Source organism: Ruegeria sp. HKCCA5426, assembly GCF_013034585.1.
Lineage (GTDB): Bacteria > Pseudomonadota > Alphaproteobacteria > Rhodobacterales > Rhodobacteraceae > Ruegeria.
Genome location: NZ_WQGH01000005.1, coordinates 23,351 through 45,245 on the forward strand (window position 1 = coordinate 23,351; position 21,895 = coordinate 45,245).

Annotated in this window: 22 protein-coding genes; 12 read left to right on the plus strand and 10 right to left on the minus strand. The window is 59.2% G+C overall.

Annotated features, from left to right (window positions below; all coding sequences use genetic code 11):
• Positions 1 to 26: 26 nt before the first annotated feature.
• From GOV87_RS09525 to GOV87_RS09555, 7 genes are all read left to right on the plus strand, one after another.
• Positions 27 to 2,630: a glycoside hydrolase family 9 protein gene (locus GOV87_RS09525; protein WP_171211605.1), complete on the plus strand. Its 2,604-nt coding sequence runs from the start codon at positions 27 to 29 to the stop codon at positions 2,628 to 2,630.
• Positions 2,631 to 2,833: 203 nt separating this feature from the next.
• Positions 2,834 to 3,265 (plus strand): hypothetical protein, encoded by a 432-nt coding sequence (locus GOV87_RS09530; protein ID WP_171211606.1) that lies wholly within the window; start codon positions 2,834 to 2,836, stop codon positions 3,263 to 3,265.
• A complete protein-coding gene (locus GOV87_RS09535; RefSeq protein ID WP_171123149.1) occupies positions 3,262 to 3,927 on the plus strand; it encodes a MotA/TolQ/ExbB proton channel family protein in 666 nt (221 codons plus the stop codon). Before GOV87_RS09530 ends, GOV87_RS09535 begins: the two co-directional genes overlap by 4 nt.
• 31 nt (positions 3,928 to 3,958) lie before the next feature.
• The gene (locus GOV87_RS09540; RefSeq protein WP_171211607.1) at positions 3,959 to 4,285 is read left to right on the plus strand and encodes a biopolymer transporter ExbD; all 327 of its coding nucleotides are present in this window, start codon (positions 3,959 to 3,961) and stop codon (positions 4,283 to 4,285) included.
• Positions 4,282 to 4,659, plus strand: a complete 378-nt coding sequence (locus GOV87_RS09545; RefSeq protein ID WP_171123145.1) for a biopolymer transporter ExbD — start codon at positions 4,282 to 4,284, stop codon at positions 4,657 to 4,659. Before GOV87_RS09540 ends, GOV87_RS09545 begins: the two co-directional genes overlap by 4 nt.
• Positions 4,656 to 5,786, plus strand: a complete 1,131-nt coding sequence (locus GOV87_RS09550; protein ID WP_171211608.1) for an energy transducer TonB — start codon at positions 4,656 to 4,658, stop codon at positions 5,784 to 5,786. The genes GOV87_RS09545 and GOV87_RS09550 overlap by 4 nt, the downstream gene beginning before the upstream one ends.
• 418 nt (positions 5,787 to 6,204) lie before the next feature.
• A complete protein-coding gene (locus GOV87_RS09555) occupies positions 6,205 to 7,233 on the plus strand; it encodes a porin (protein WP_171123141.1) in 1,029 nt (342 codons plus the stop codon).
• Between the two features lie 64 nt (positions 7,234 to 7,297).
• Here GOV87_RS09555 and GOV87_RS09560 read toward each other — a convergent pair whose 3' ends face one another.
• From GOV87_RS09560 to GOV87_RS09580, 5 genes are read right to left on the minus strand one after another with little or no spacing between them, the layout of a single operon-like run.
• Entirely contained in the window at positions 7,298 to 7,840 is a 543-nt protein-coding gene (locus tag GOV87_RS09560) for a DUF3833 domain-containing protein (protein WP_171211609.1), read from the minus strand.
• A complete protein-coding gene (locus GOV87_RS09565) occupies positions 7,837 to 8,454 on the minus strand; it encodes a DUF3833 domain-containing protein (protein WP_171211610.1) in 618 nt (205 codons plus the stop codon). Before GOV87_RS09565 ends, GOV87_RS09560 begins: the two co-directional genes overlap by 4 nt.
• Positions 8,451 to 9,674, minus strand: coding sequence for an MFS transporter (locus GOV87_RS09570; protein WP_171211611.1), 1,224 nt, complete (start codon positions 9,672 to 9,674; stop codon positions 8,451 to 8,453). Before GOV87_RS09570 ends, GOV87_RS09565 begins: the two co-directional genes overlap by 4 nt.
• Positions 9,674 to 10,219 carry a hypothetical protein gene (locus GOV87_RS09575; protein WP_171211612.1) on the minus strand — a complete coding sequence of 182 codons (546 nt, stop codon included), beginning with the start codon at positions 10,217 to 10,219 and terminating at the stop codon, positions 9,674 to 9,676. Before GOV87_RS09575 ends, GOV87_RS09570 begins: the two co-directional genes overlap by 1 nt.
• Complete coding sequence (locus GOV87_RS09580) at positions 10,170 to 11,504, minus strand: NAD(P)/FAD-dependent oxidoreductase (RefSeq protein ID WP_171211613.1); 1,335 nt, start codon at positions 11,502 to 11,504, stop codon at positions 10,170 to 10,172. The genes GOV87_RS09575 and GOV87_RS09580 overlap by 50 nt, the downstream gene beginning before the upstream one ends.
• A gap of 191 nt (positions 11,505 to 11,695) precedes the next feature.
• Here GOV87_RS09580 and GOV87_RS09585 point away from each other — a divergent pair, with 191 nt between their 5' ends.
• Positions 11,696 to 12,421, plus strand: a complete 726-nt coding sequence (locus GOV87_RS09585; protein ID WP_171123129.1) for an SDR family oxidoreductase — start codon at positions 11,696 to 11,698, stop codon at positions 12,419 to 12,421.
• A 3-nt stretch (positions 12,422 to 12,424) separates the two neighbouring features.
• Here GOV87_RS09585 and GOV87_RS09590 read toward each other — a convergent pair whose 3' ends face one another.
• A complete protein-coding gene (locus tag GOV87_RS09590) occupies positions 12,425 to 14,077 on the minus strand; it encodes a DUF6504 family protein (protein WP_171211614.1) in 1,653 nt (550 codons plus the stop codon).
• Between the two features lie 61 nt (positions 14,078 to 14,138).
• On the minus strand, positions 14,139 to 14,426 hold the full coding sequence (locus tag GOV87_RS09595; protein ID WP_171124060.1) for an I78 family peptidase inhibitor: 288 nt from the start codon (positions 14,424 to 14,426) through the stop codon (positions 14,139 to 14,141).
• Positions 14,427 to 14,556: 130 nt separating this feature from the next.
• Between GOV87_RS09595 and GOV87_RS09600 the strand changes: the two genes are divergently transcribed.
• A complete protein-coding gene (locus tag GOV87_RS09600) occupies positions 14,557 to 15,669 on the plus strand; it encodes an S-(hydroxymethyl)glutathione dehydrogenase/class III alcohol dehydrogenase (RefSeq protein ID WP_171211615.1) in 1,113 nt (370 codons plus the stop codon).
• Between the two features lie 95 nt (positions 15,670 to 15,764).
• Complete coding sequence (locus GOV87_RS09605; RefSeq protein WP_171123121.1) at positions 15,765 to 16,490, plus strand: NYN domain-containing protein; 726 nt, start codon at positions 15,765 to 15,767, stop codon at positions 16,488 to 16,490.
• 10 nt (positions 16,491 to 16,500) lie between these two features.
• Here the strand turns inward: GOV87_RS09605 and GOV87_RS09610 are convergent, their stop codons facing one another.
• From GOV87_RS09610 to GOV87_RS09620, 3 genes are all read right to left on the minus strand, one after another.
• Positions 16,501 to 17,439: a DMT family transporter gene (locus GOV87_RS09610; protein WP_171211616.1), complete on the minus strand. Its 939-nt coding sequence runs from the start codon at positions 17,437 to 17,439 to the stop codon at positions 16,501 to 16,503.
• 107 nt (positions 17,440 to 17,546) lie between these two features.
• Positions 17,547 to 17,960, minus strand: a complete 414-nt coding sequence (locus GOV87_RS09615) for a group III truncated hemoglobin (protein WP_171211617.1) — start codon at positions 17,958 to 17,960, stop codon at positions 17,547 to 17,549.
• Between the two features lie 48 nt (positions 17,961 to 18,008).
• Positions 18,009 to 20,927, minus strand: a complete 2,919-nt coding sequence (locus GOV87_RS09620; protein ID WP_171211618.1) for an error-prone DNA polymerase — start codon at positions 20,925 to 20,927, stop codon at positions 18,009 to 18,011.
• A 197-nt stretch (positions 20,928 to 21,124) separates the two neighbouring features.
• On the opposite strand from GOV87_RS09620, the gene GOV87_RS09625 reads away from it, so the two are divergent.
• Together GOV87_RS09625 and GOV87_RS09630 are read left to right on the plus strand one after the other, a co-directional pair.
• On the plus strand, positions 21,125 to 21,301 hold the full coding sequence (locus GOV87_RS09625) for a zinc-finger domain-containing protein (RefSeq protein WP_171123113.1): 177 nt from the start codon (positions 21,125 to 21,127) through the stop codon (positions 21,299 to 21,301).
• Between the two features lie 82 nt (positions 21,302 to 21,383).
• Positions 21,384 to 21,854 (plus strand): hypothetical protein, encoded by a 471-nt coding sequence (locus GOV87_RS09630; RefSeq protein ID WP_171211619.1) that lies wholly within the window; start codon positions 21,384 to 21,386, stop codon positions 21,852 to 21,854.
• The last annotated feature ends 41 nt before the right edge of the window (positions 21,855 to 21,895 follow it).

A 21,895-nucleotide genomic window follows, 5' to 3' on the forward strand; every position in this document is an offset into this window, starting at 1 on the left:
TTTGATCCCGGGAGAGTATGCGGCTCATGATGTTCTCGCGACGTGCCATATTGCTCCAGGGTACTGCTCTGGCAGTGTCCGCCCCGATTGCGATCGCGCTGGTTTCTTCATTGCGAGCGGACAATCAGGTCGAAACCCAATTGAGTTTCGTGGGTGATGACACCGTTCAGATCACGGTAATCGACACGCTGTTCGAAAGATCCGATCCAGTGCCGGTCAAACCCGAAGACAATCGCGAATGGGTTCCTGACCCCTATGTCTCATTTGGTTCGGTCGGTCGGCTCAACGGGCTGGACGGGTATTTCTCGGGCGATGCAAACGTGACCCAGCCGCAGCTTTTCACGGCGTGGCCCAAAGTGGTGCGCGATAGCAGGCTGTCTGGTTTCCGCACCGGATCAGAGCCGCATCAGAAGCACGCGCTTGCAGACCAGCCGGAAGGTTGGAGCGTTACCGTCAATGGACAACCCGTCACCGTTGTCGCGTTGTATCGCAAGTCTACCCCGATCCGGACCGAGGCACTGGACGTCCGCCGATGGGACAGCACCAAGCGTCACATTCTGACTTTCGTGTTGGACCAACCAATTCCGCAAGGGGCAGAGCTTTCCTTCAAAGGACCCACTGTCGCGACCATCCAAGGGCACAAGCCCGTCACAGCCTTCAGCGAAGCCGTGCACGTCTGTCAGGCAGGCTATCCGGTGAAGGGCCCAAAAAAAGCCTATGTCGGCGAGTGGTGGGGGCATGATCAGAACGGAATGCCCGGCAACACCGATGTCATTCTGACCGAACAAACCGGCTGGCGCTTGATTGATGAGCTGGACCGTACGGTTGTGCGCACCGGCACGCTGGAGCTTGTCAAACCCGCGACCGAACCGCACTGGAATGAAGAGAACTTCAATGGCTGTGATATCTATCAGGCTGATTTTTCGGATTTGGACAGGAATGGCGATTATCACCTGCACGTCGATGGATTAGGGGATTCCTTTCCATTCAAGGTTTCCGATACCCCTTATGCCGATGCGCTAAGGTTGGCTGCGCGCTGGTATTATCATCAAAGATCGGGGTGCGAAATTGCCGAGCCATATGGCGAAGGCAGAACCCGACCTCGCAATGGCCACCCCGAAGACGGGCTGGTGGTGTGGCAAACCGACGTACAGCTTGGGCGAACATCCGAGGGCTATGACGGGTCGAGCGTTTTCAAGATCCTGCGCGAGCAACCAATCGGAAACGCGGGTCTTTCTGGATCCACCGCTGCATGGTCCGAGGACCTCAACCCAAATGCCTGGGGCGGATGGCACGACGCAGGGGATTGGGATCGCCGTATTCAGCACACCGATGTCGTCTATCACATGGCGCATATCGTCGAGGCGTTCGACTATGCCCGGACGCTGGACCTGAATATTCCCGAAAGCGGCAAGCCATTTTCCGATGAATCCGTGCGCGCCCGTAAGAACAGCGACGATCGCGGGGACGGACAGACAGTTCTGCCCGATCTTATACACGAGGCATTGTGGGGCATTTCCCTGTGGCGCAGAACCCAGCGCGAGGATGGCGGCATAGGCGGAGGCGTTGAATACTCGAATTCGGGGATATTCGGCTCGGTTTCATGGAACCCTGTTCAGATTGCGTACGGCTATGGGCCGGAAGACTGGGCCTCGTACTGGTTTGCCTTTAGTGCGGCGAAACTGGGCCACGTTATCAAGCACGTGTGCGGTGACATCACCCTGGGCGAAAGTCTCATAGATGAGGCGGTCCGCGCCTGGTATTGGGCCGAGCAGGAGTTTCTGTCAAAAAATCCTTATGCACCCGTCCCACTGAACGAAGACGGGACCGAGCCAAAACCGGAAAAATGGGTGAGCGTCGTGTCGCGATCCCGTGTCGCGGCTGCCGCAAGTATCTACCGCGCCAGCGGCGACGCGACGGCCTTGAAGGTTTTCGAGGATAACAACCCGTTCGAGCCCTTATCTGATGATCCCGCCGATGGCATTCAACGGGAAATCTTCCAGTTCTCGTATTATGATTATCTTCAGGCGGGACAGGAAGGCAGGCCAACAAACCCCGAGATCGTCAAGTCGATCAAAGGCTGGATTAGGTACCGCGTCAAACGGGCCGAGCGGATGGGGCGTGATTTTGGATTGCACAGCACCGCGACCTATCCGTGGGGTCCGGGTTGGCTTCGGTTTGGGCCGGGGTCGAATTGGCGGGCGGCGCATTTTGCCCTGTACTTTGCGGCCAATGGTGAGCTTCCGCCTGAAATGCAGGCGGCGGTGGTCGAAGGGATGTGGTTCGGATTGGGGTGCAATCCCGCAAATGTAAGCTTTGTGCAGGGCCTGGGTCGTCGGGATTACGCTGATCCGTTGTTGATTGACGGGAGGGGCAAACCGCCCATTCCCGGCCAGATCAGCTTTGGTGTCGCTGGCGGTGTCATGCACAAATGGGAACAGCAAAAGACTGACGGATCAATTTACCCGGCCGATCAACTGGCCTGGCCGAAATATGCCCAGATTTTCGAAAGCCGAACAATCGCGATCTCGTCCGAGCACGATATCAAGGCCAACGCGATGGAATGGCTGATCGCCTGCGCCATGGTCAATTACCAAGCACCAGAGGCGCCTCCCGAGCATGACGGGTAGACATCGGCCCAGTTCCGGGCCTCTCATTGGTGCGGCTTCTATGGCTGTCTATCAACGGCGGAAATCCGAGCACGCGTAATCTCGTGGGGTCACAATGGTGTCGGTGACCCTTTCGTGCCCTAACTGTCTTGGATATGACGGTTACAGCGCCCGTCAGACATGCCGGTTGCTGATGACTGCGTCGAACAATTGGGAGCGCGCAAATGAAGTTTCGCCGTGTGGTGCTTGCCGCGATATTCGTTTCACTACCACTTGCAGCAGCAGCGCAGTCCGAAGGGGCGGACCAGACCGGGCTGTTGCTGGAACTGAACACCCTTCAGGATGTCGAAGGGGCCTGCCGATTGACGTTCCTGATTGACAACAAGACCGGTTCCGAAATTGACGCCGCAAGTTTCGAAACGGTGATTTTCGATGCTTCGGGCAGTGTGGTCAGCCTGTCGCTGTTCAACTTTCGCGATCTGCCCGCTGGTCGGCCGCGCGTGCGTCAGTTCGATTTGCCGGGCATGACATGCGCGGGGGTGGGTCGGGCGTTGATTAACGGTGCAAACACTTGCGTTGTTGAAGGCGCGGACAGTCAATTATGCGATGACACGCTGAAACTGAACAGCCGGACAGAAGTGGAGTTACTTGGATGAGCCCGCTGGACGCATTGCGCGAAATTCTGGCCCTTGGCGGGCCGGTTGTCGGAATTCTCATCGCAATGTCCGTGGTGACACTTGCAGTGACGCTCTACAAACTCTGGCAGTTTGCTGTGTCGGGCGTTGGGCGGCACCGTGTTCTGTCTCAGGCGCTTGCGGCGTGGGATGACGGTGATGTCCGGCGCGCGCGTGCGCGTTTGGCCGAGAGCCGCAGCTATCTTGCTCCGCTTGTCGGGGTTGCTATGGACGCGCCGGACACGCCGGGGCTGGATCAACGGCTGGACGCAGAGGCGGGGCTGGCGCTGGCAGGTTTGGAGCGAGGGTTCCGGCTGTTGGATACCGTGGCCCAGCTTGCTCCTTTGCTGGGTCTGTTCGGCACTGTGCTTGGCATGATCGAAGCCTTCCGCAGCCTTCAGTCCGCAGGCTCAACGGTTGATCCGTCCTTACTGGCTGGTGGTATCTGGGTTGCGCTGATCACGACGGCCGTTGGTCTGGCTGTGGCCATGCCGACCTCGATGGTTCTGTCCTGGTTCGAAAGCCGAACGGCGCGTGAACGGGTTTTCGCGGACAAGGCGCTGCGCACGGTGCTGGTGCCGGGTCAGGGTATTCCCGGTCCGGTCGATACCTCTGCGACAGCCGTCGCGCCCGAGCATGCGTAACCCTGCACCGTTCGTCAGGCGAAGATTGTCGATGACCCCGCTCATCGACGTTATCTTTCTGTTGCTTCTGTTTTTCATGCTGTCATCAACATTCGCCAAGTACGGCGAGATCGAGCTGAGCAATGCGACAGGTGGAGGCGCGGCCTCAGAAACCCCGGCAGAGAGGCATTTTGTGCAGCTTGGAACCGAGCGGCTTGATCTGAACGGTGCGCCGATCACGCTGGATGAGCTGGGTAATCAGCTTGAAACCGGGCAAGTTCTTGTCAGCCTCTATCCCGATACGACGTCGCAGCGTCTGGTTGACCTGTTGGTCCGGCTGCGTGGGCGTGACGAGCTCAGCGTATTGGTGTTGGAATGATCCGGTCGATGCGTCCCCACCGCAAACGCGATTCCACCATCGCGCTGATCAACGTCGTTTTCCTGATGCTGATCTTTTTCCTGATCACGGGAACCGTGGCGCCTCCGTTGGATCCAGATCTGGATCTTGTCGACACATCGGATCTTGAAGGTCGCGAACCGCCCGATGCCCTGATCCTGCATGAGGATGGCCGCATCAGTTTTCGAGGCCAGACGACCGACGCTCAAGCCTATATGGAGGGTCGCGAACCCGGCGCGGTCCGGATCGTTCCCGATCGCGCAGCGCCCGCCCCCCGACTGATCGAGGTTACGGGCGAATTGCGCAGGCTGGGCGCGACATCGGTTTATGTTGTCACCGAGAAGGCGCTGGAATGATCCGGGGGTCGGTCGTCATAGCGGCTGTGGCCATTCTTGTATCGCTGTTTATTCACGTGATGGGCCTGACGTTCACGGCCCCAAGCCTGTCGGAACAACCAACTAATGAAAGCCCGGCGGACTCCGTGGCGCTGGGCAACACGTTCGAAGACCTTGCCGAAGTGATTGCCGAACCAGTTGAGCCAGAACCGCCCGAAGCGCCTGAACCGCCGGTCGAAGCGCCGGAAGAACCGCACGAGGTGCCCGTCAGCGAGGCGCTTGTTGCGTCTGACAACCCGCAGGTGACACCCTCGCCGGATTTAGGGGATGCAGAGGTCGTACAACCGATTGCGACCGAGCCTGTTGAACCGGATGTAGCTGAGACCGAGAATACGTCAGAAGGTGACGACGCCGCCAGTCAGGAGGTGGACGAGACGCCACCGGTTGAGCCGTCCGAGGTTGTTGAAACGCCCGAAGGTGCGCCTGACGTGGTTGCAACACAGGTTGAACCCGTGGAGCCAGAGCCGCAACAGCTTGCCGCACTTCCATCACCCGAAGTCGCGCCTGTCCTCGAAGTGTCGCCTGTCCCAGTGGTGCCGCTGGAAAACGAAGCCGTTGAGCCCGATCTGCCGACGTCTGCTGAATCCCCGGACGACACCGGCGAAACCTCAGACCTTGCGGTGACGTCTTCGATACGCCCGCAGCGACCAGAGCGCACGCCCGCTCCGCAAAGACAGGGGGTTCAAGGCGGTGCGCGGGATTTCAGCGCGCTTAGATTTCCGTCGCAGGAGGTAGAGTCGCCACTGACCACTTACCGGCGCAGGGGGATAGACGCATTCACCTCGGGCAATACCGGCAGTCGCTCTGGCGGGCGCGGACCGGGGAACTCGAACACGACCAATTACGCGGGCCGGGTGCTGGTACATCTAAACCGCGCGCCGGTGGTGTTTGTGTCTGCGCGCGGCTTTGCGCAGGTGTTTTTCCAGATCAACCCGGATGGATCGCTGGCTTGGGTTGATGTCGTGGACAGCTCCGGATCGCCCGAAGTGGACCGCGCAGCCAGAGCGCAGGTGCGGGCGGCCTCGCCCTTCCCGCCGCCGCCGGGTGGGGTAAGCCGAAAACTCTCGTTCTTCTATACAAGCAATTGAAGGATCCCACATGTGGGCTGATTGCACAGCCGGGCGTGCGACTTGCGCCGATTCAGGCCCTTCACCAATGCCTGTTCGAGCAGGATTCTCTTGCTGGACTGCTCGAATTAGGTAAAAATTTCAAATGCTTGAAGAACTTACAATTTCAGCGCACGGTACACTTGCCCAGATTTAAAGGGGTGGTTTTGTATTTTTGTGTTCAAATTTTTGTAACGATTCCGGTGACGACCCTGAACCGCCTGTAAACACACGCAAAATGGTTTTGTGTTTCGAAAAAAATGTTGTGCAAACATGCAACAGAATTCCGCGCTCTCAATTTGAAATGCTGCGGACCCATTGTGCACGTAGGGATTTTCTTTGAAGACGCGGCCAGCCGCAATTTTGTGGCTACACTCCTCTCAAAACTTATGGATAAACCATGAAAAAAGTACTCTTTGCATCGACCGCACTGCTTGCGACCGCAAGCGTTGCCGCGGCTGAAATTCGGTTCAGCGGTTACGGCCGTTTTGGTGTTGGCTACCAAGAAGACCGCACCGGCACGGTTGCGAACTTCACCACCACCGCTAGCGGCGACATCGTTCGTGGAACCGGCACCACCGCCAGCGCTACCGTCGACACCGACAACACCATCCTGGTCTCGCGCTTCCGTCTGAACATCGACGCAAACGTCGAAACCGACAGCGGCGTTGAATTCCAGGGCCGTGTTCGTCTGCAAGCTGACGACGACTCGGGCAATGGCGAGCAAAACGAAGCCGGTCTGAACGGCGCACGTTTCTCGGTCATCTACAGCGGTCTGCGCGTTGACGCCGGCAACGTTTCGGGTTCGTTCGACAACCTGGGTGACTACTTCGGTACCGAGCCGGGCCTGGAACAGTTCCTGGGTCAGTACTCGGGCGTCAACTACTCGTTCCTCGAGTACAGCTCGACCGGTTCGGGCGCAAACGGCGTGTTCTTCCAGTACGCAGTTGGCGATCTGTCGTTCGGTGCGTCGTATGACCAGCGTACCCTGGCTTTGGCGGGTCAACCCCAAGACGCGGACCGTTGGGACATCTTCGCAAGCTACGTCTTCAACAACATCACCGCATCGCTGGCCTATGGTCAAACGGATCTGGTTGACGGCGAAGACCAAAGCCTGACCGTCTTCACGCTGGGCGCTGAACTGGGCGACTTCTACGGCACCCTGTTCGTTGCAGACGATGACGTCATCGACGACGCAGAAAACGGCACCGCCTACGGTTTCTCGGTTTCTTACGACCTGGGCGCAGCAACTACCCTGCAGCTGGTTTACGGCGACGGTTCGGCTGACGACGACACCCGCAACATCGGTGTTGGCGCCATCTACGACCTGGGCGGCGGTGCATCGCTGCGCGGCGCAGTAGGCGAGATCAAGGACGGTGACGACGATGGTCGCATCCGTGCTGACTTCGGTGCTCAGTTCAACTTCTAAGTTGACCTGAACCATCAAGGTTCAAGGGCGGGTCGTCTGACTCGCCCTTTCTTGTTTCAGCTTTCTACTTTTTTTCGAAAAACAGAATGACTTCGCCCAGCCGGACGCCGTACCGCGAGACATAGGCGCGGTTCAGCAGGCGATAGTCTGACAGCAGCCACATCCAGTCATCGAAATTGACCCGCATCGTGCCGTCCTTGACGGGCAGGTCGATCTTGTATTTCCAGTTGAACGTGTCTCCGCGCTCTACTCCGCTGGCGGTTCCAAGAACGCCGGGCGCGGTACCGGTCCAGGTGTCCTCACCCGTTTTGGTCAGCGTCCAGATCCGCTGTTCCTTGGCACCATCATCATAGACGAAATCCTCAACCAGCGTCAGGGTTTCACCATCCCATGTGCCTTCGATTTCGACGGTGAACCGGCGTGGGACGTTGCCCAGAATGTCCTGAAACTGACCATAGGCGACGGTCTTGCCTTCAAAGAACTCTTCAAGGTTCAACTGGCGGTCAGACAAGAAGGTTTTGGGCACGCGCGGTTTGGCCGAGCAGGATGCCAGAATGGTCACACCGACGATCGCAATCGCCCAGATCAGAAAACGCCGCCAGTTCATTGAACCGTCCTCGTTTCTGTTGTGCTGTCATAGCCATTCGCGCCGTTCAGATGGGCGGCCTTTGTTTCCGGTGCAGGGCGCATCGTTGCAACCAGTTCAGCGACTTTGATGCCGAATTTGCGCATCTCGGACCTGTTCATGATCACCCCGTTTTCGGTCAGGTACATCCAGTCGGTAACATCCAGCGTATGCCCTCCGGCGTCCTCGGGCAGGATGATGCGATAGGTCAGTTTGACGGTCGCACCCGAAATCGTACCCTTCCCTTCGCCCACGATGTCATCCGCAGTCGCAATGAAGGTGTTCCCGGTGCCCAGTGTCAGATACCATTTGCGGGCCATTTCCTTGCCGTTGGAATAGGTAAAGTACTCGGCCAGCGTTCCGGTATTTCCGTCCCATTCCCCGACCATGCGGGCGACAAAGCTGTTCGACATCTTGCCGTTGGGTCCATAGATCAGCCCCTCGGACAGGATTTCACCGTTCAGCGCTTCTTTCATTTTGAATGCGGGTCCTGTCCCGGCATAGTCCGCAGGCGATTGCGCGCGAAAACTCAGAAGGCGGCCTCTGGCGACAAGAATGGCGAGGATGGCGAGTAGAAGGGTTACGACAAGGTTCATTTGGCTGATACCTCAGTTGGCAGCGTCAGGACCATTCCGAACGCGCCGAGTTTCAGGATGCAGGGCAAAACGGCATAGGCGAGGTTAAGCGTCTGCAACGCCGCCGCCGAATTGGTTTGTCCCGGTGTAAAGCCGTTGCGTTCCAGCAACGGCAGAGTGAAGAAGGCCGCGAGAGCAAGGCCCAGCTTGCCTGCGAAGGACCAGATACCAAACGCAGCCGACGCGTTCAGACCGGCACGGGTCAGGGCGACCGAAAACATTGCGGGCAGCACGACCATGTCCGCACCCAACGCCGCACCTGAAGCCAGACAGATCAGGGCGAACCCGGTCAGGTTTCCGGCGGATAATGTGGCTGCGCCGATAAACCCCGCAATCGCCAGCGGCATCGCGATCATCAGAGTCTGTTTCGGCCCAATTCGATTGCTAAGGCGTGCCCACAAGGGAACGCTCGCCCCGGCGCTGAGGAAGAACAGGATCAGCAGAGGACCGGCCATTCCGGGCAGTTGCAGACGGTCTTCCACAAAAAACAGAAACAGCGTCGATGTTATCGCAACAGGCAAGCTGTTGATCAGCGCCAGCGCCAGCAGACGCAGCGCCCCAGACTGGCCTAACCCAGCAACAGACAATCCCTGACCGGTGATCGGGGTGCGCTGCCAGATAGGAAAGGTCAAGATCAGCGTGACGATGGCCAGAACGCCCAGAAACAGTCCAAAGGCAGGATAGCCCTGAGCGCCCGCGCCAAAGGCCACAAACAGGGCGGGTGCGCTTGCGGCAAGAACGACTCCGGCCAATTGCCCGCCTTCGCGAAAAGCCGCAAGGGTCATAAGCTCTTTGGCCTCGGGGTGTTTCGCCAGCGTGGCGCTGCGGCCGTAGAGCAGGATTGTCCCAAGGCTGTAGGCGGAAAAGAGAAGTATTAAAACAGACACTAACACGGACAGTTTGGCCCCATCGGGCAACGAAAACAGTAGTGGAAACCCAACGGCGAGGCCAAGTGCGGCCAATGTCGCGAACAGTGCCTGCGCCCTTGGCCAGCGATCTATGGCCCAGCCGATCAACGGATCTTGGATCAGGTCCACCAGACGGATCACCAAAAGCACGGTTCCGATGACCCCCAGCCCAATACCAAGATTGACGGCAACAAAACGTGGCAAGTGAATATAGAGCGGGATACCCGCCGCAGCGAGCATCAGCGCATAGAGACTGACGCGCGGGTACAGCATCACTGCCCCTTCAACTGACGGGTAAAGCTGGCGCTTCGAGTGTCTGCGCCGAGGAAAATGGACATGAAGGCCCGTTTTGCGCCGGGATAGGACAGCGTGCAGGTCTTTTGTCCGTTGCGCCAAAACCCGACCTTGTTGGGGCCTTCTGATATCGCGATATAGCTATCGCCCTTGCCGACCGCCTTATAGCAATCCTCAAGCGCGCTTTGCGGCGGCGCGGGATTTCCCTGCCGTGCCATCTCCTCCAACGTGGACTCGACCAGAGCCTTTTGCTTGAGGGTCTTCCGGTAGGTCAGCTTGAGGCCAAAATCGGCGTCCCAACTGAACGCCGCGCCGTTCGGAGTGAAAAGCTGCGCGTCATAAACCGGTATGCCCAGAAACCGAAAGGTCGCGCTGCCGATCTGCTGCGGGTTGGACAGGTTTTGCGAGATCGGAGAGGCCGCCAGCCCCCCCGGTATCAGTACCGTAAGGGATACCAGTGCAGCGCAGCAGGTATCACAGATCCGCTGAGACAGGGATGGCCGGATCTTTTGCAAGAATGCCATTTTCCGCTCCGAGGGTTTGCGGGGCGCCGTTCAAAAGCCCGACGACATGCATCGCGCTGGCGATCCCGTCTTCGTGAAAACCGTGCCGGTTGTAAGCACCGGCAAACCAGGTTCGGTTCTGTCCCTGCATTTCGCGGATTTGCCCTTGTGCCTTTAGGGCTGCCTTGTCGAATACCGGGTGGGCGAACTCGACCTGGTCATAAATTTTATCCGCAGGAATGTCTGAACCCGCGTTCAGCGATACAAACAATGGATCGCTGTCGGGGATGTTCTGCAAACGGTTCATCCAATAGGTCACGCCCACGTTTCCAGCTTGCGAGCGATAGGTCCAACTGGACCAGCACGCGCGTCTCCGGGGCATCTGGCGGGGATCGCAATGCAGGATCGCGGTGTTCGGCTGATACCGGATCGCGCCCAGAGCGTCCCTTTCGTCAGGTGTCGCACTATCGCCGAGGATGGCCAGAGATTGATCGGAGTGGGTGGCCAGAATGATTTCATCGAACTGGTCGATATGTCCTTGGCTGTGAACAGTGACACCGGCCTCGTCGCGCTGCACGTGATCGACAGGGGCGGCCAGACGGATGTCGCAGCCGCGCCCGCGCAGGGCGGCGTCGATGCGGCGGACATATTCGATACTGCCGCCTTTGACCGTGTACCACTGATGCTGTTTGGCGCGTCCGCTGGCCAAAAGCGCGTGGTTGCGGAAAAACTGAACCAGAGATCGAGCCGGGAATTGATCCACGAACTCGACCGGGGTTGACCAGATCGCACCACACATCGGCATCAGGTAATTATGGCGGAACCAGTGACCAAGACGCAGTTGGTCGACCAATTCACCGATGGTGGTGTCATCATCCTGCGCCGCAATAGGGGCCTCTTTGCCGAACCGCAGGATGTCCGCGATCATCTTGTAATATGCCGGACGCGCCAGATTGCGTTTCTGGGCTGTCAATGTACGCAGATTGTTCAGGCCGTATTCGATGCGGCCATTGTCGATTGTCGCGCCAAAACTCATTTCCGATTTGATGACGGGGACATTCAGCTCATCGAACAGTTTTGTCAGATAGGGGTAGGTCACATAGTTGAAGACGATGAAACCGGTATCCACCGGCTGATCGCCATTCTTGCCCGCCATTACCGTTCTGGCGTGGCCGCCCAGTCTGGGTTCGGCCTCAAAGACGGTCACGTCGTTATTTTCTGAAAGGTAGTAAGCTGCGGAGAGACCTGAGATTCCTGCGCCAATTACTGCGATTTTTTTCCGGACGCCCCGGGATTCGTCGAACATTCAAGCCTCGTTATGTGACATTTTACAATAAGATACGCAGAAAGGGCCGGGGTGGATCAATCGGGTTATGAGAATTTCAGCAGTGAATATTGCCAAATCTTTAGGCATTGAGGCCTGTTTCCGGTCCCGGCGCGTGATCCATTGCCTTGGCGTGGCCGTAAAAGCATCACACGAAACGAAACGGTCGTCGCATGAGCAGCTTTGAAGGAAAAACCTATTGGATTATCGGCGCAAGCGAGGGCTTGGGGCGCGCTCTGGCCGACGCGCTTAACCATCAGGGGGCGCACCTGATCCTGTCCGCGCGCAATGCCGATCGTCTGAACGAAATCTGCGCAACGCTTCCCAATGCTCGGTCCATACCGATGGATGTGACCGATTTAGACTCAGTTCGTGACGCAGTAGCCAAGGCCGGGCCTGTTGATGGGCTGGTCTATAATGCGGGCGCTTATGATCCGATGCGTAGTGCTGACTGGAACACCGAAGCGGCCCTGGCCATGAGCGATGTCAACTATCTGGGTGCCATTCGCGTGTTGGGGGAAACAGTTCCGGGATTTGTTCAAGCCGGTCGCGGTGAAATTACCTTGATCGGGTCCCTGGCGGGGTATCATGGCCTGCCAGCCGCTATCGGGTATGGGGCAAGCAAGGCGGCGTTGATTTCATTGGCGGAAACCATGCGACACGATCTGGCTGGAACTGGCGTGACCGTGCGGATCGTCAATCCGGGCTTCATCAAAACCCGCCTGACCGAGAAGAACAGTTTCAAGATGCCGATGCTGATGACGCCCGAGGATGCCGCGAATCGCGTGGTCAAGGCGATGTCGCGGCGTCGGTTCCGTACTGATTTCCCTGCTCCGTTTTCCTGGGTGATCCGATTGATCGACTATCTGCCTGATATTCTTGTCTATCGCGGAAAATAGACTCTAACAAAACTGACCGTGGCAAAACCAACCCGCTGACATGGTGCCGCCATGTCCGTAGAACAGCCAGAGCCGTTCCCCTTGTTCGGTCACCACCACCCAGTAATCGCGCACGCCGCTGCGCCAGTTGGGGTCGTCCAGCCACCATTCCGGCGCGATCCGTTCCGGGCCGGTCGCTTGTGCCAACTGCCAGTCGCGCCCACGCCAGCGAAAGGTGCTGGGCACGTCCGGAGTGTCTGGGGCCATCACCGGTTCGGGTTGCCACATCTGCAAGGGGCGCGGGCGCGGCGGCGCGGGCCAGTCGCGCGCAGGTTCCGACCATGCGGCAGCCAGCACCTGCGCGGTCTTCTCGGGGATGTGCGAGGCCGCAGGGTGCCGTCGTGTGATCGCCTCCAACCCGACCCGTGCGCCCAGTTTACCGATCAGGTCCTCGACGGCGGTGTTGCCCGCTAACCGCTCGCGCACGGCGCGGCGTGCTTCGGCATGGCCGGTCATGGTGCGCGCGTGGATCGGTTCGGTCTGCACCGCTTCAAGCCGCAGCATGTCGATGCCATAACCCGCGTCAATCTTATCAATTTTCATCTCTAATAAAGGGCGAATGCGATGTTTGTCATAGCTCGGGCGGGCCAGACCGACCTCGATAACCTCGGCTGCCTGATCGGCACGATGTGCCTCAAGCCGTAATGTTCGTACCCCGCGGGCTTTCTCCTCCAGCTTGGAGCAAAGGATGGGCAGAACCCGGTCGATGGCGGCCATCACATCCTCGGTCAGGCCAATCGGGTTGGGCAGGGTCATCCGCACCGCAAAGTGATGTGGCGGGCGGGCGGGTGAAACCGGCTCGGGCGCGCTGCCCATCGCCTGATCCAGCCGTAAGACCAACCCCCGCCCGAACCGCCGCGCCAATGACGCGCGTGGTTGGCCCAGCAAATCCCCGATCCGGCGCAGGCCCAGACGGTTCAACTGCGCCACCACCTGATCCTCAAGACGCAGCGCCGCGATGGGCAAGGGGCTGAGCGCGCCATAAGATTGCCCTGGTGCTGCAATCCGCGCGCCTCCACCCAATGCCATCACCTGCGGCGCGGCCCCGCCCTTGGTCCAGTGCCGCCGCTTGGTGGCGCGGGCGCGGGTGGCGCGCGCCTCTTGGCTGATGGCGTCGCCGTTGCGGTCCGATGTAGCCTCTTGCCCGGCATAACGCGCCAGCGCCCAAGCTGCGCCCAGCGTATCGGCGATGCCCATCTGCACGCTGAGACCCATATCAGCGCAGTCGGTCTCAATCACGTTCAGCAACGCCTCTTCCCCGCCGAACAGATGCGCGCAGCCCGACAGGTCAACGATCAACCCATCCGGTGCTTCTTCGGCCACCCACGGGCTGAACTTGCCCACCCAACGGCGCAGCGCGGTCAGAAAAGCAGCCTCGGCCGGGACGTTGCGGGGGCGGGTGATCAGGGCGGCGCACATGGCGTGGGCATCACGCACAGGCTGACCGACACGCAACCCGGCGGCCTGCGCCTGATCATTCAGCGAGGTGACAACCTGCATGTTCGACTGTTCGGCCACCACAGCCAAAGGCCCATCCTGCAGCCCCCGCGCGGCGCGGACCAGCCGTTCAGCCCCCAGGCGGGGGAACCAGAGTGAAAGTATTCGGCGTTTGGGCATCGGCAGACATCAAAATGTTCCCACTTTGTTCTTATCCGAGAATCACACCCCGAGTCCACGCTTACCCGCAGGTCAGACGTTGAATGATCCCTGCGCCATCGACATACACGTTCAGCCGGTCAATGCGGTAATCCTGCGTGGCAATCCCATCGGGCCCCAGGATGCGCGACCGTTCAGGCAATTGCGCCTGGATGGTCGAGACCGGTTGGCCGACGGAATCGGCGAATGTCTCGCCCTGACAAAAGGCCAGATCAACCGGAGAAGCTTCGGGCTGAGTCGCCGCTGTTTCGGTCGCGGGGGTCTCTGCACAGGCTGCCAACAGGACCAGCGCGGGTAAAAATCGGTGCATTGGCGTTTCTCCTCGTGACAACGTCGTTACTGCAATATCAAACAATTAGCCAATCTGTCACGAAAGCACAGTTGAAAACACCCTGCAATTGACGCAGGGTCGAGGCATATAAGACAGGGAGACAAGCACAATGCGTACCCGTGCCGCCGTCGCCGTTCAGGCGGGCAAACCTTTGGAAGTGATGGATGTAAACCTTGAAGGCCCCAAAGCGGGCGAGGTTCTGGTCGAGATCAAGGCCACCGGTATCTGCCACACGGATGAATTCACCCTGTCAGGCGCCGACCCCGAGGGGTTGTTCCCCGCGATTCTGGGCCATGAAGGTGCGGGCGTTGTGGTCGAGGTCGGCCCGGGCGTGACCAGCCTGAAGCCGGGCGACCACGTGATCCCGCTCTACACCCCTGAATGCCGCGAGTGTGAATACTGTCTGCACCCCAAGACCAATCTGTGTCAGGCGATCCGCGAAACGCAGGGGCAAGGGTTGATGCCCGATGGTACCTCGCGCTTTTCAACCTTGGACGGCGATCCGATCCTGCACTACATGGGCTGCTCGACCTTCGCCAACCACACGGTTCTGCCCGAAATTGCGCTGGCCAAGGTTCGTGAGGACGCGCCCTTTGATAAGATCTGCTATATCGGCTGCGGCGTGACCACTGGTATCGGCGCTGTCATCAACACCGCCAAGGTGGAAATCGGCAGCCGTGCCATCGTGTTCGGTCTGGGCGGTATCGGTCTGAATGTGATTCAGGGCCTTCGTCTGGCCGGGGCCGATCAGATCGTCGGCGTTGATCTGAACCCCGCCAAGGTCGAGATGGCCACCAAGTTTGGCATGACCGATTTCGTGAATCCGGCCGAGGTTGAAGGCGATCTGGTGCCCTATCTGGTCAATCTGACCAAAGGTGGCGCGGATTACACCTTTGATGCTACCGGCAATGTGGGCGTGATGCGCGCCGCACTGGAATCGGCGCACAAGGGCTGGGGTGAATCGATCATCATCGGCGTGGCACCTGCCGGGGCCGAGATTTCGACCCGCCCATTCCAACTGGTCACCGGTCGGTCATGGCGCGGCACTGCCTTCGGCGGCGCGCGGGGTCGGACCGACGTACCCAAGATCGTCGACTGGTATATGGAAGGCAAGATCCAGATTGATCCGATGATCACTCATACGATGGGTCTGGATGACATCAACCAAGGGTTCGACCTGATGCATAAGGGTGAAAGCATCCGATCGGTCGTAATCTACTGAAATAGGAAAATTAAATTCACAGGGCGGGCTTTTGCCCGCCCTTTCTTGTTCTTACATTCATCCTCAAGAATACTATCTCAGGTTGAGGATTTGAATTGACGACACGGAATACTGACCGCCTTGCGGTTCTGATTGATGCAGACAATGTGCCTGCGAAACATGCGGCAGAGATTTTTGAAGAAATTGCCACATTGGGTGAAGCCAGCTTGCGCCGTATCTACGGTGATTTCTCGAACGGAGCACCACAAGGCTGGGATGCCAAATCTCTTGCCAAATATGCCGTCGTTGCCCATCAGCAGTTCGCTAATACGATAGGCAAGAACTCCAGCGATATCGCATTGGTCATTGACGCGATGGATATCCTGCATTCCGAGCGGTTCAGCGGGTTTGTACTTGTGTCCTCTGACAGTGATTTCACCCGCCTCGCCACCCGCATTCGCGAACAAGGACTGGACGTCTTTGGGATAGGCGAGCGCAAGGCACCGGAATCGCTGGTCGCAGCCTGTAATCGGTTCATCTATATCGAGAATATCAAGCGGGATACCGCGCCTTGCGTACCCGCAATCAAAGATGGTGAAGCAAAAGGAAAACAGAGCCTAAATCACGCGTTTCAGTTGATACGAAATGTGGTCAATACCACAAACGATCCCGATGGGTGGGCGACTTTGCCCTTTGTGGAACGGCAACTGGGTAAGATTTATCCGGACTTTGATCCGCGCAGTTATGGCTATACCAAGCTGAGCGATCTGGTTCGCGGTCTTGGTCGTTTTGATGAAGCCGACGCGAATGGAAACTTCAGGTTGCGATATTTGGAAAAATAATTGGATCGCGTTACGCCCCCGGCCGCGTCGCCCCCGTATCCGAGCGCGGTGACCGCACCCGTAGAACCGGTGTGTTGACAGACGAGGTGTTCGCCCGGCTCTCGCGCCAGACGACAAAGACGCCGGATGCGATGATGATGCTGGCTCCGACCGCGACCCAGCCGTCGGGCCGTTCGCCGAAAAAGGCCATGCCGAACAGCGTGGCCCAGATGATCTGGCTGTACTGGCTGGGCGCGACGACCCCGGCTGGCGCGGCGCGATAGGCCAGAATGATCAGGTGCTGGGCGATCACTGAAAACACACCAACCAGCGCCATCATCGCCAGATGCAGCAGCGAGGGCGGCAGGTAGACCGCGGGTTGGGCCAGACTCATCACCAAGATGGCCAGAAGCATCGGGTAGAGGATCAGCACCGCCGAGCGTTCCTCATTCCCGATCTTGCGCACCAGAACGGATGCAAAGGCGCTGCAAAACGCGGCTGTCAGGGCGGCAAGATGGCCTATCGTGATGTCCGTCGCCCCGGGGCGCAAAACGATCAGCACGCCGATCAGACCGACGCCAACGGCGGCCCAGCGCTGGGCGCGCACGACCTCTCCCAAAATGGGGATCGACAGGACTGTGACGATCAGCGGGAAGGAAAACAACAACGAGTAGACCTCGGCCAGTGGCAGGACTGAAAAGGCGTAGAACGCGCAGGACATGCCGGTGACCATCAGGGCCGAGCGCAGTAGGACCAGCCACGGGTGGTGCGGCAGAAAATTCCCGGTGGCCCGGTCGGTCAGGATCGTGACTGCCATTGGTACAAACGAGAATAGCGTGGCGAAAAAGATGATCTGCATCACCGAGTAGGTGCCACCCAGAACCTTGATCAGGGCGTCATGGCTGGCAAAGACCGCAAAGCCTGCAAAAGCATAGCCAAGGCCCTTGAGGGTGTTGTTTTGCGTGGACATCCTGAAGGTCTCGGCAATATGTCAGGTGGGTGGCCTGTTGCTTACCCCTATTTGGCCGAGTCTGGTAGCCTCAATTTTACCGCTAACATCGGTTTTTGGTTGGGGCGCTATCGCAAGATCGGCGGTGCGTCTTTTGGCTGGCGTGCGGACTGAACGCCTGCCTTCATCCCTACGCCGATCCTGCGCGCCAGCGCGACCCATGGGGTGGCGGTTTCAGGCGGCAGGATCTGGCTGGCGACCTCTTCAAACAGGTCCAGCCAGTGGGCGAACATCTCGGGGCGCACGTCAGGCCGCTCGATATGGACCCGCTGCGGATTACCGTCATAGCTGCGCTCAAACAGGATGGCGTTGCGCCAGAAGGCGACGATCTTGTCCTCATGCGCGGGCCAGTCATGGACGTGCTTGTTGAACACCGGCCCCAGAACGGCATCCTCGCGCACGCGGGCATAGAAGGCGTGGACCTGCGCGTTGATCTGGCCTGGTGTCGCAGGAAAACGCGGGGGCAAGGTGGGTCTGGTCATGGTGGTCTCAGGTTTCGACTCTAGACCGGGACATATCCGGGGCGCAGGTCAGGCAACAGGTGTGGTTTTGTCGCGCGGCTCTGGCGTCAGCAGATGCCGGATCAGGGCCACCGGATGCGCCTTCAGGCTGAGGCGGGTGGCCACGTAATCCTCGACCACCTGTTCGCCCAGCGTCATCTGCGGCAGATAGGCCTCGGGTTCATCCAATGCCTCGCCCTCCAGATCCTGTGAAAACAGCGGCAGGGGCTTCGCGGTCGCAATCGCCTTGGCCTGCCACAACGCCTCGCGCCGGGTCAGATCGCAGGCGGCGAAGGCATCGGCCTCGGCCAGACGTTCGATCGCCGACGGGCTCAGCCCCGCGCGGCGCCAGACGTCATCCACTTGGGTGTAGCCATTGCCCCGCGCGGCAGTCAGCCAGCTGGCGTCTTCCTCGCTGAGGCCCTTGATCTGGCGGAACCCCAGTCGCAGGGCCAGCCCACCATGGCCGTCGGGTTCCATCACATTGTCCCAGAAGCTGGCATTGATGCAGACCGGCCGCACCTGCACCCCGTGTTCGCGGGCATCCCGCACGATCTGGGCAGGGGCATAAAAGCCCATTGGCTGCGAGTTCAGCAGTGCGCAGGCGAAGATGCCCGGATGGTGGCATTTGATCCAGGCTGAGGCATAGACCAACAGCGCAAAACTGGCCGCGTGGCTTTCTGGGAAGCCGTAAGAGCCGAAGCCCTCGATCTGTGAAAAACACCGCTCGGCGAAATCCTGTTCGTAACCGTTGCGCTTCATCCCGCGCAGGAACAGCGCGCGGAACTCGCTGACATTGCCATGCTTCTTGAAGGTCGCCAGCGATCGGCGCAGCCGGTCCGCCTGTTCCGGGGTAAAGCCCGCGCCGACGATGGCGATCTGCATCGCCTGCTCCTGAAACAGCGGCACGCCCAGTGTTTTACCCAACACCTCACCCAATGCGTCCGAGGGGAAGCTGACCTCTTCTTCTCCGTTCCGGCGGCGGATATAGGGGTGGACCATGTCGCCCTGAATCGGGCCGGGGCGGATGATGGCGACCTCGATCACCAGATCATAGAAAGTGCGGGGCCGCATCCGGGGCAGGAAGTTCATCTGAGCACGTGATTCCACCTGAAACACCCCCACCGAGTCCGCTTTGCACAGCATATCGTAGACCTCGGGATCCTCGGGCGGCAGGGTGGCAAGGGTATAGCCGGTCTGGTGGTGCTGTGTGATCAGATCGAATGCCTTACGGATACAGGTCAGCATCCCAAGGCTGAGGACATCGACCTTCAGAATACCCAGACTGTCGATATCGTCCTTGTCCCAACAGATGACTGTGCGGTCCTCCATCGTGGCGTTTTCGATAGGGACAAGCTCGTCCAGGCGTCCTTCGGTGATGATGAAACCACCCACATGTTGCGAGAGATGCCGGGGGAAGCCGTCGATCTCATAGACCAGCATTAGAGTCTGTTTTAGGCGGCGATCCTCGGGATCAAGGCCGATCTCGCGCATCCGTTCGGCCTCAAGTCCCTTGGCTGAGAAGAACCCCCATAGCTGCGAGGACAGGGCCGAGATCGTGTCTTCGGTCAGGCCCATGGCGCGCCCGACCTCGCGGATCGCACGCTTGCCGCGATAATGGATCACGGTGGCGCATAGCCCTGCGCGGTGGCGGCCATAGCGGTCATAGATGTGCTGGATCACCTCTTCGCGGCGCTCATGTTCGAAATCGACGTCGATATCGGGCGGTTCATCGCGCGCCTCGGACACGAAGCGCTCGAACACCATCGTACCCATCTCGGGGCTGACCTCGGTGATGCCGAGACAGAAGCAGACCACCGAATTGGCCGCAGATCCGCGTCCCTGACACAGGATATCGCGCGAGCGGGCGAAATGAACGATGTCGCGGACGGTCAGGAAGTAGGGCTCATATTTCAGCTTGCCGATCAGGGTCAGCTCGTGCGCCAGCATCTTTTTGGCTTTTTCCGAGGCCCCAGCCGGATAACGCCATTTCAACCCTTCATGCGCCAGACGGTGCAGGCGCTGGGTCGGGGTTTCCTGATCGCTGCCCTCGCTGGGGTATTCATAGCGCAGTTCATCAAGCGAAAAGGTGAGGTCTTCGCTGAGCGCATGGGCGCGGGTGATGGCGCCCTCATGATTCTTGAAGATACGTAACATCTCGGCCTCGGATCGCAACCGCTGTTCGCCATTGGCCAGCGCGTCGCGGCCCAAATCATCGACCTTGCGGCGCAGGCGGATGGCGGTCAGCACATCGGCCAGCTTGCGACGGGCCCCGTGGTGCATCATCGGCGCGGCACTGGCGATTGTGGGGATGCCAAGTTGCTTTGATTCAGTCTCTAATAAAGAGAAATACGCACTGTCTGCACCGTCATACCGGGGATGCATCAACAGATGCATCCGCCTGCCAAAGCGGCGCGTCAACCGTTGTGCCTGTGTCCGCCAAGGGCTCGCGCCGCCCTGTGACGGGGTCGGTTGTGGCCAGAGCAGCAGGTGGAGACCGTCAGAGAATTCCATCAGGTCGGACAGGTGCAGGATACAGTCGCCTTTCTCGGCTCGCAGACGGCCCGCAGACAGGATACGGCACAGGTTGCCCCAACCCTGCCGGTTCAGCGGCAGGGCGGTGACGGTGGGCGCGTCGGTGAAGATCAGCCGTGCCGCAGGGATTAGGCGCGGCACCGCGCGGATCAGATATGAGGGTGGTTTGGGGATATGATCGGGGCAGGTTGGGCCTATGGGCGTGTTCTGCCCTTCCCATTCCACACGTTCGCGCACCTTTCGGGCGATCTCGCGCGCTTGGGTATGGGCGCGTACGATCCCGGCCACCGAGTTGTCATCGGCAATCGCAATGGCAGGCAGGCCCAGCATCACGGCGCGCTCCATGTATTCCTCGGGGTGGGATGCCCCGGTGAGAAAGGTGAAGTTCGACGTGATCGACAATTCGGCATACATGGCGATTCCATATTATATTCACGTTTTGTTCTTTTTCGAGTCCTTTGCGCAGGAAGCGGGTCGCTTGGCTTTGCCAGGTCACAGTTGATCCTGATTGCCGCATCTCACACGCGGCACTTGCCCCCGGTTTGCGCATCGCTCATAAACGCAGTCACACATGCCCCGCGAGGCCGACAACCGAAGAAGGATCGCCAGCCGTGACCATCGAAGCGCCGGAAACCAAGATCGTGGAAACCACCCGAGTTGCCTGTGACGGCGGCGAAGGCGCGTTGGGCCATCCGCGCGTGTGGCTGCAAATCCCCGAGGATACCGGTTGGGTCGAATGCCCCTATTGCGATTGCAAATATGTCCTGAAGGGCACAGATCAGGGCTGATCGCCCTTACAAAGAATGAACGCCAAAATCTCGCCGCGTTTTTTGTGCTAAGGCTCGACCGGAACCAGCCCGGGTGAGAGTGATGACTGACCTTCACGCTACTGACACAGCAAATCCTGTTTTTGGTTGGACAGGGTTTAGCCTTGCGTCGATTGCGCTGGTTGCAGCGCTATTTGTGTTCTGGGCAGGACCGTTCGCGCCGCAGCAATCCACCGGGGTTTCCTTGGGGGAATTGGCGGCCGAGATCGGTAAATCCACGCTGCGCGCCGCGGCCGGGCTTGAGCAGCCCGAACCGGTTGCGCCGACCCGTGATCTGGACGATTTCCTGCGTATCGGGGTCGCCATGTTGGGCGGGCTGGCAATTGTGTTGTCCGTTGTTGGTATCCTGCGTCACGAAAAGAGACGCCCGGCTATTGCAGGCGTTGTCATCGGTGTGGGGGCGATCCTGTTTCAGTTCTTTGCCTTTGCATTTTTTGCCTTCCTCGGTGTGCTGGTGATCATGGCGCTGCTGAACAGTTTCTCGGACGTTTTCAGCGGTCTGTTTGGTGGATAAGCCGCGTTCCTGACTGGTCACGCGCGCGGCCCTGTGGCAGA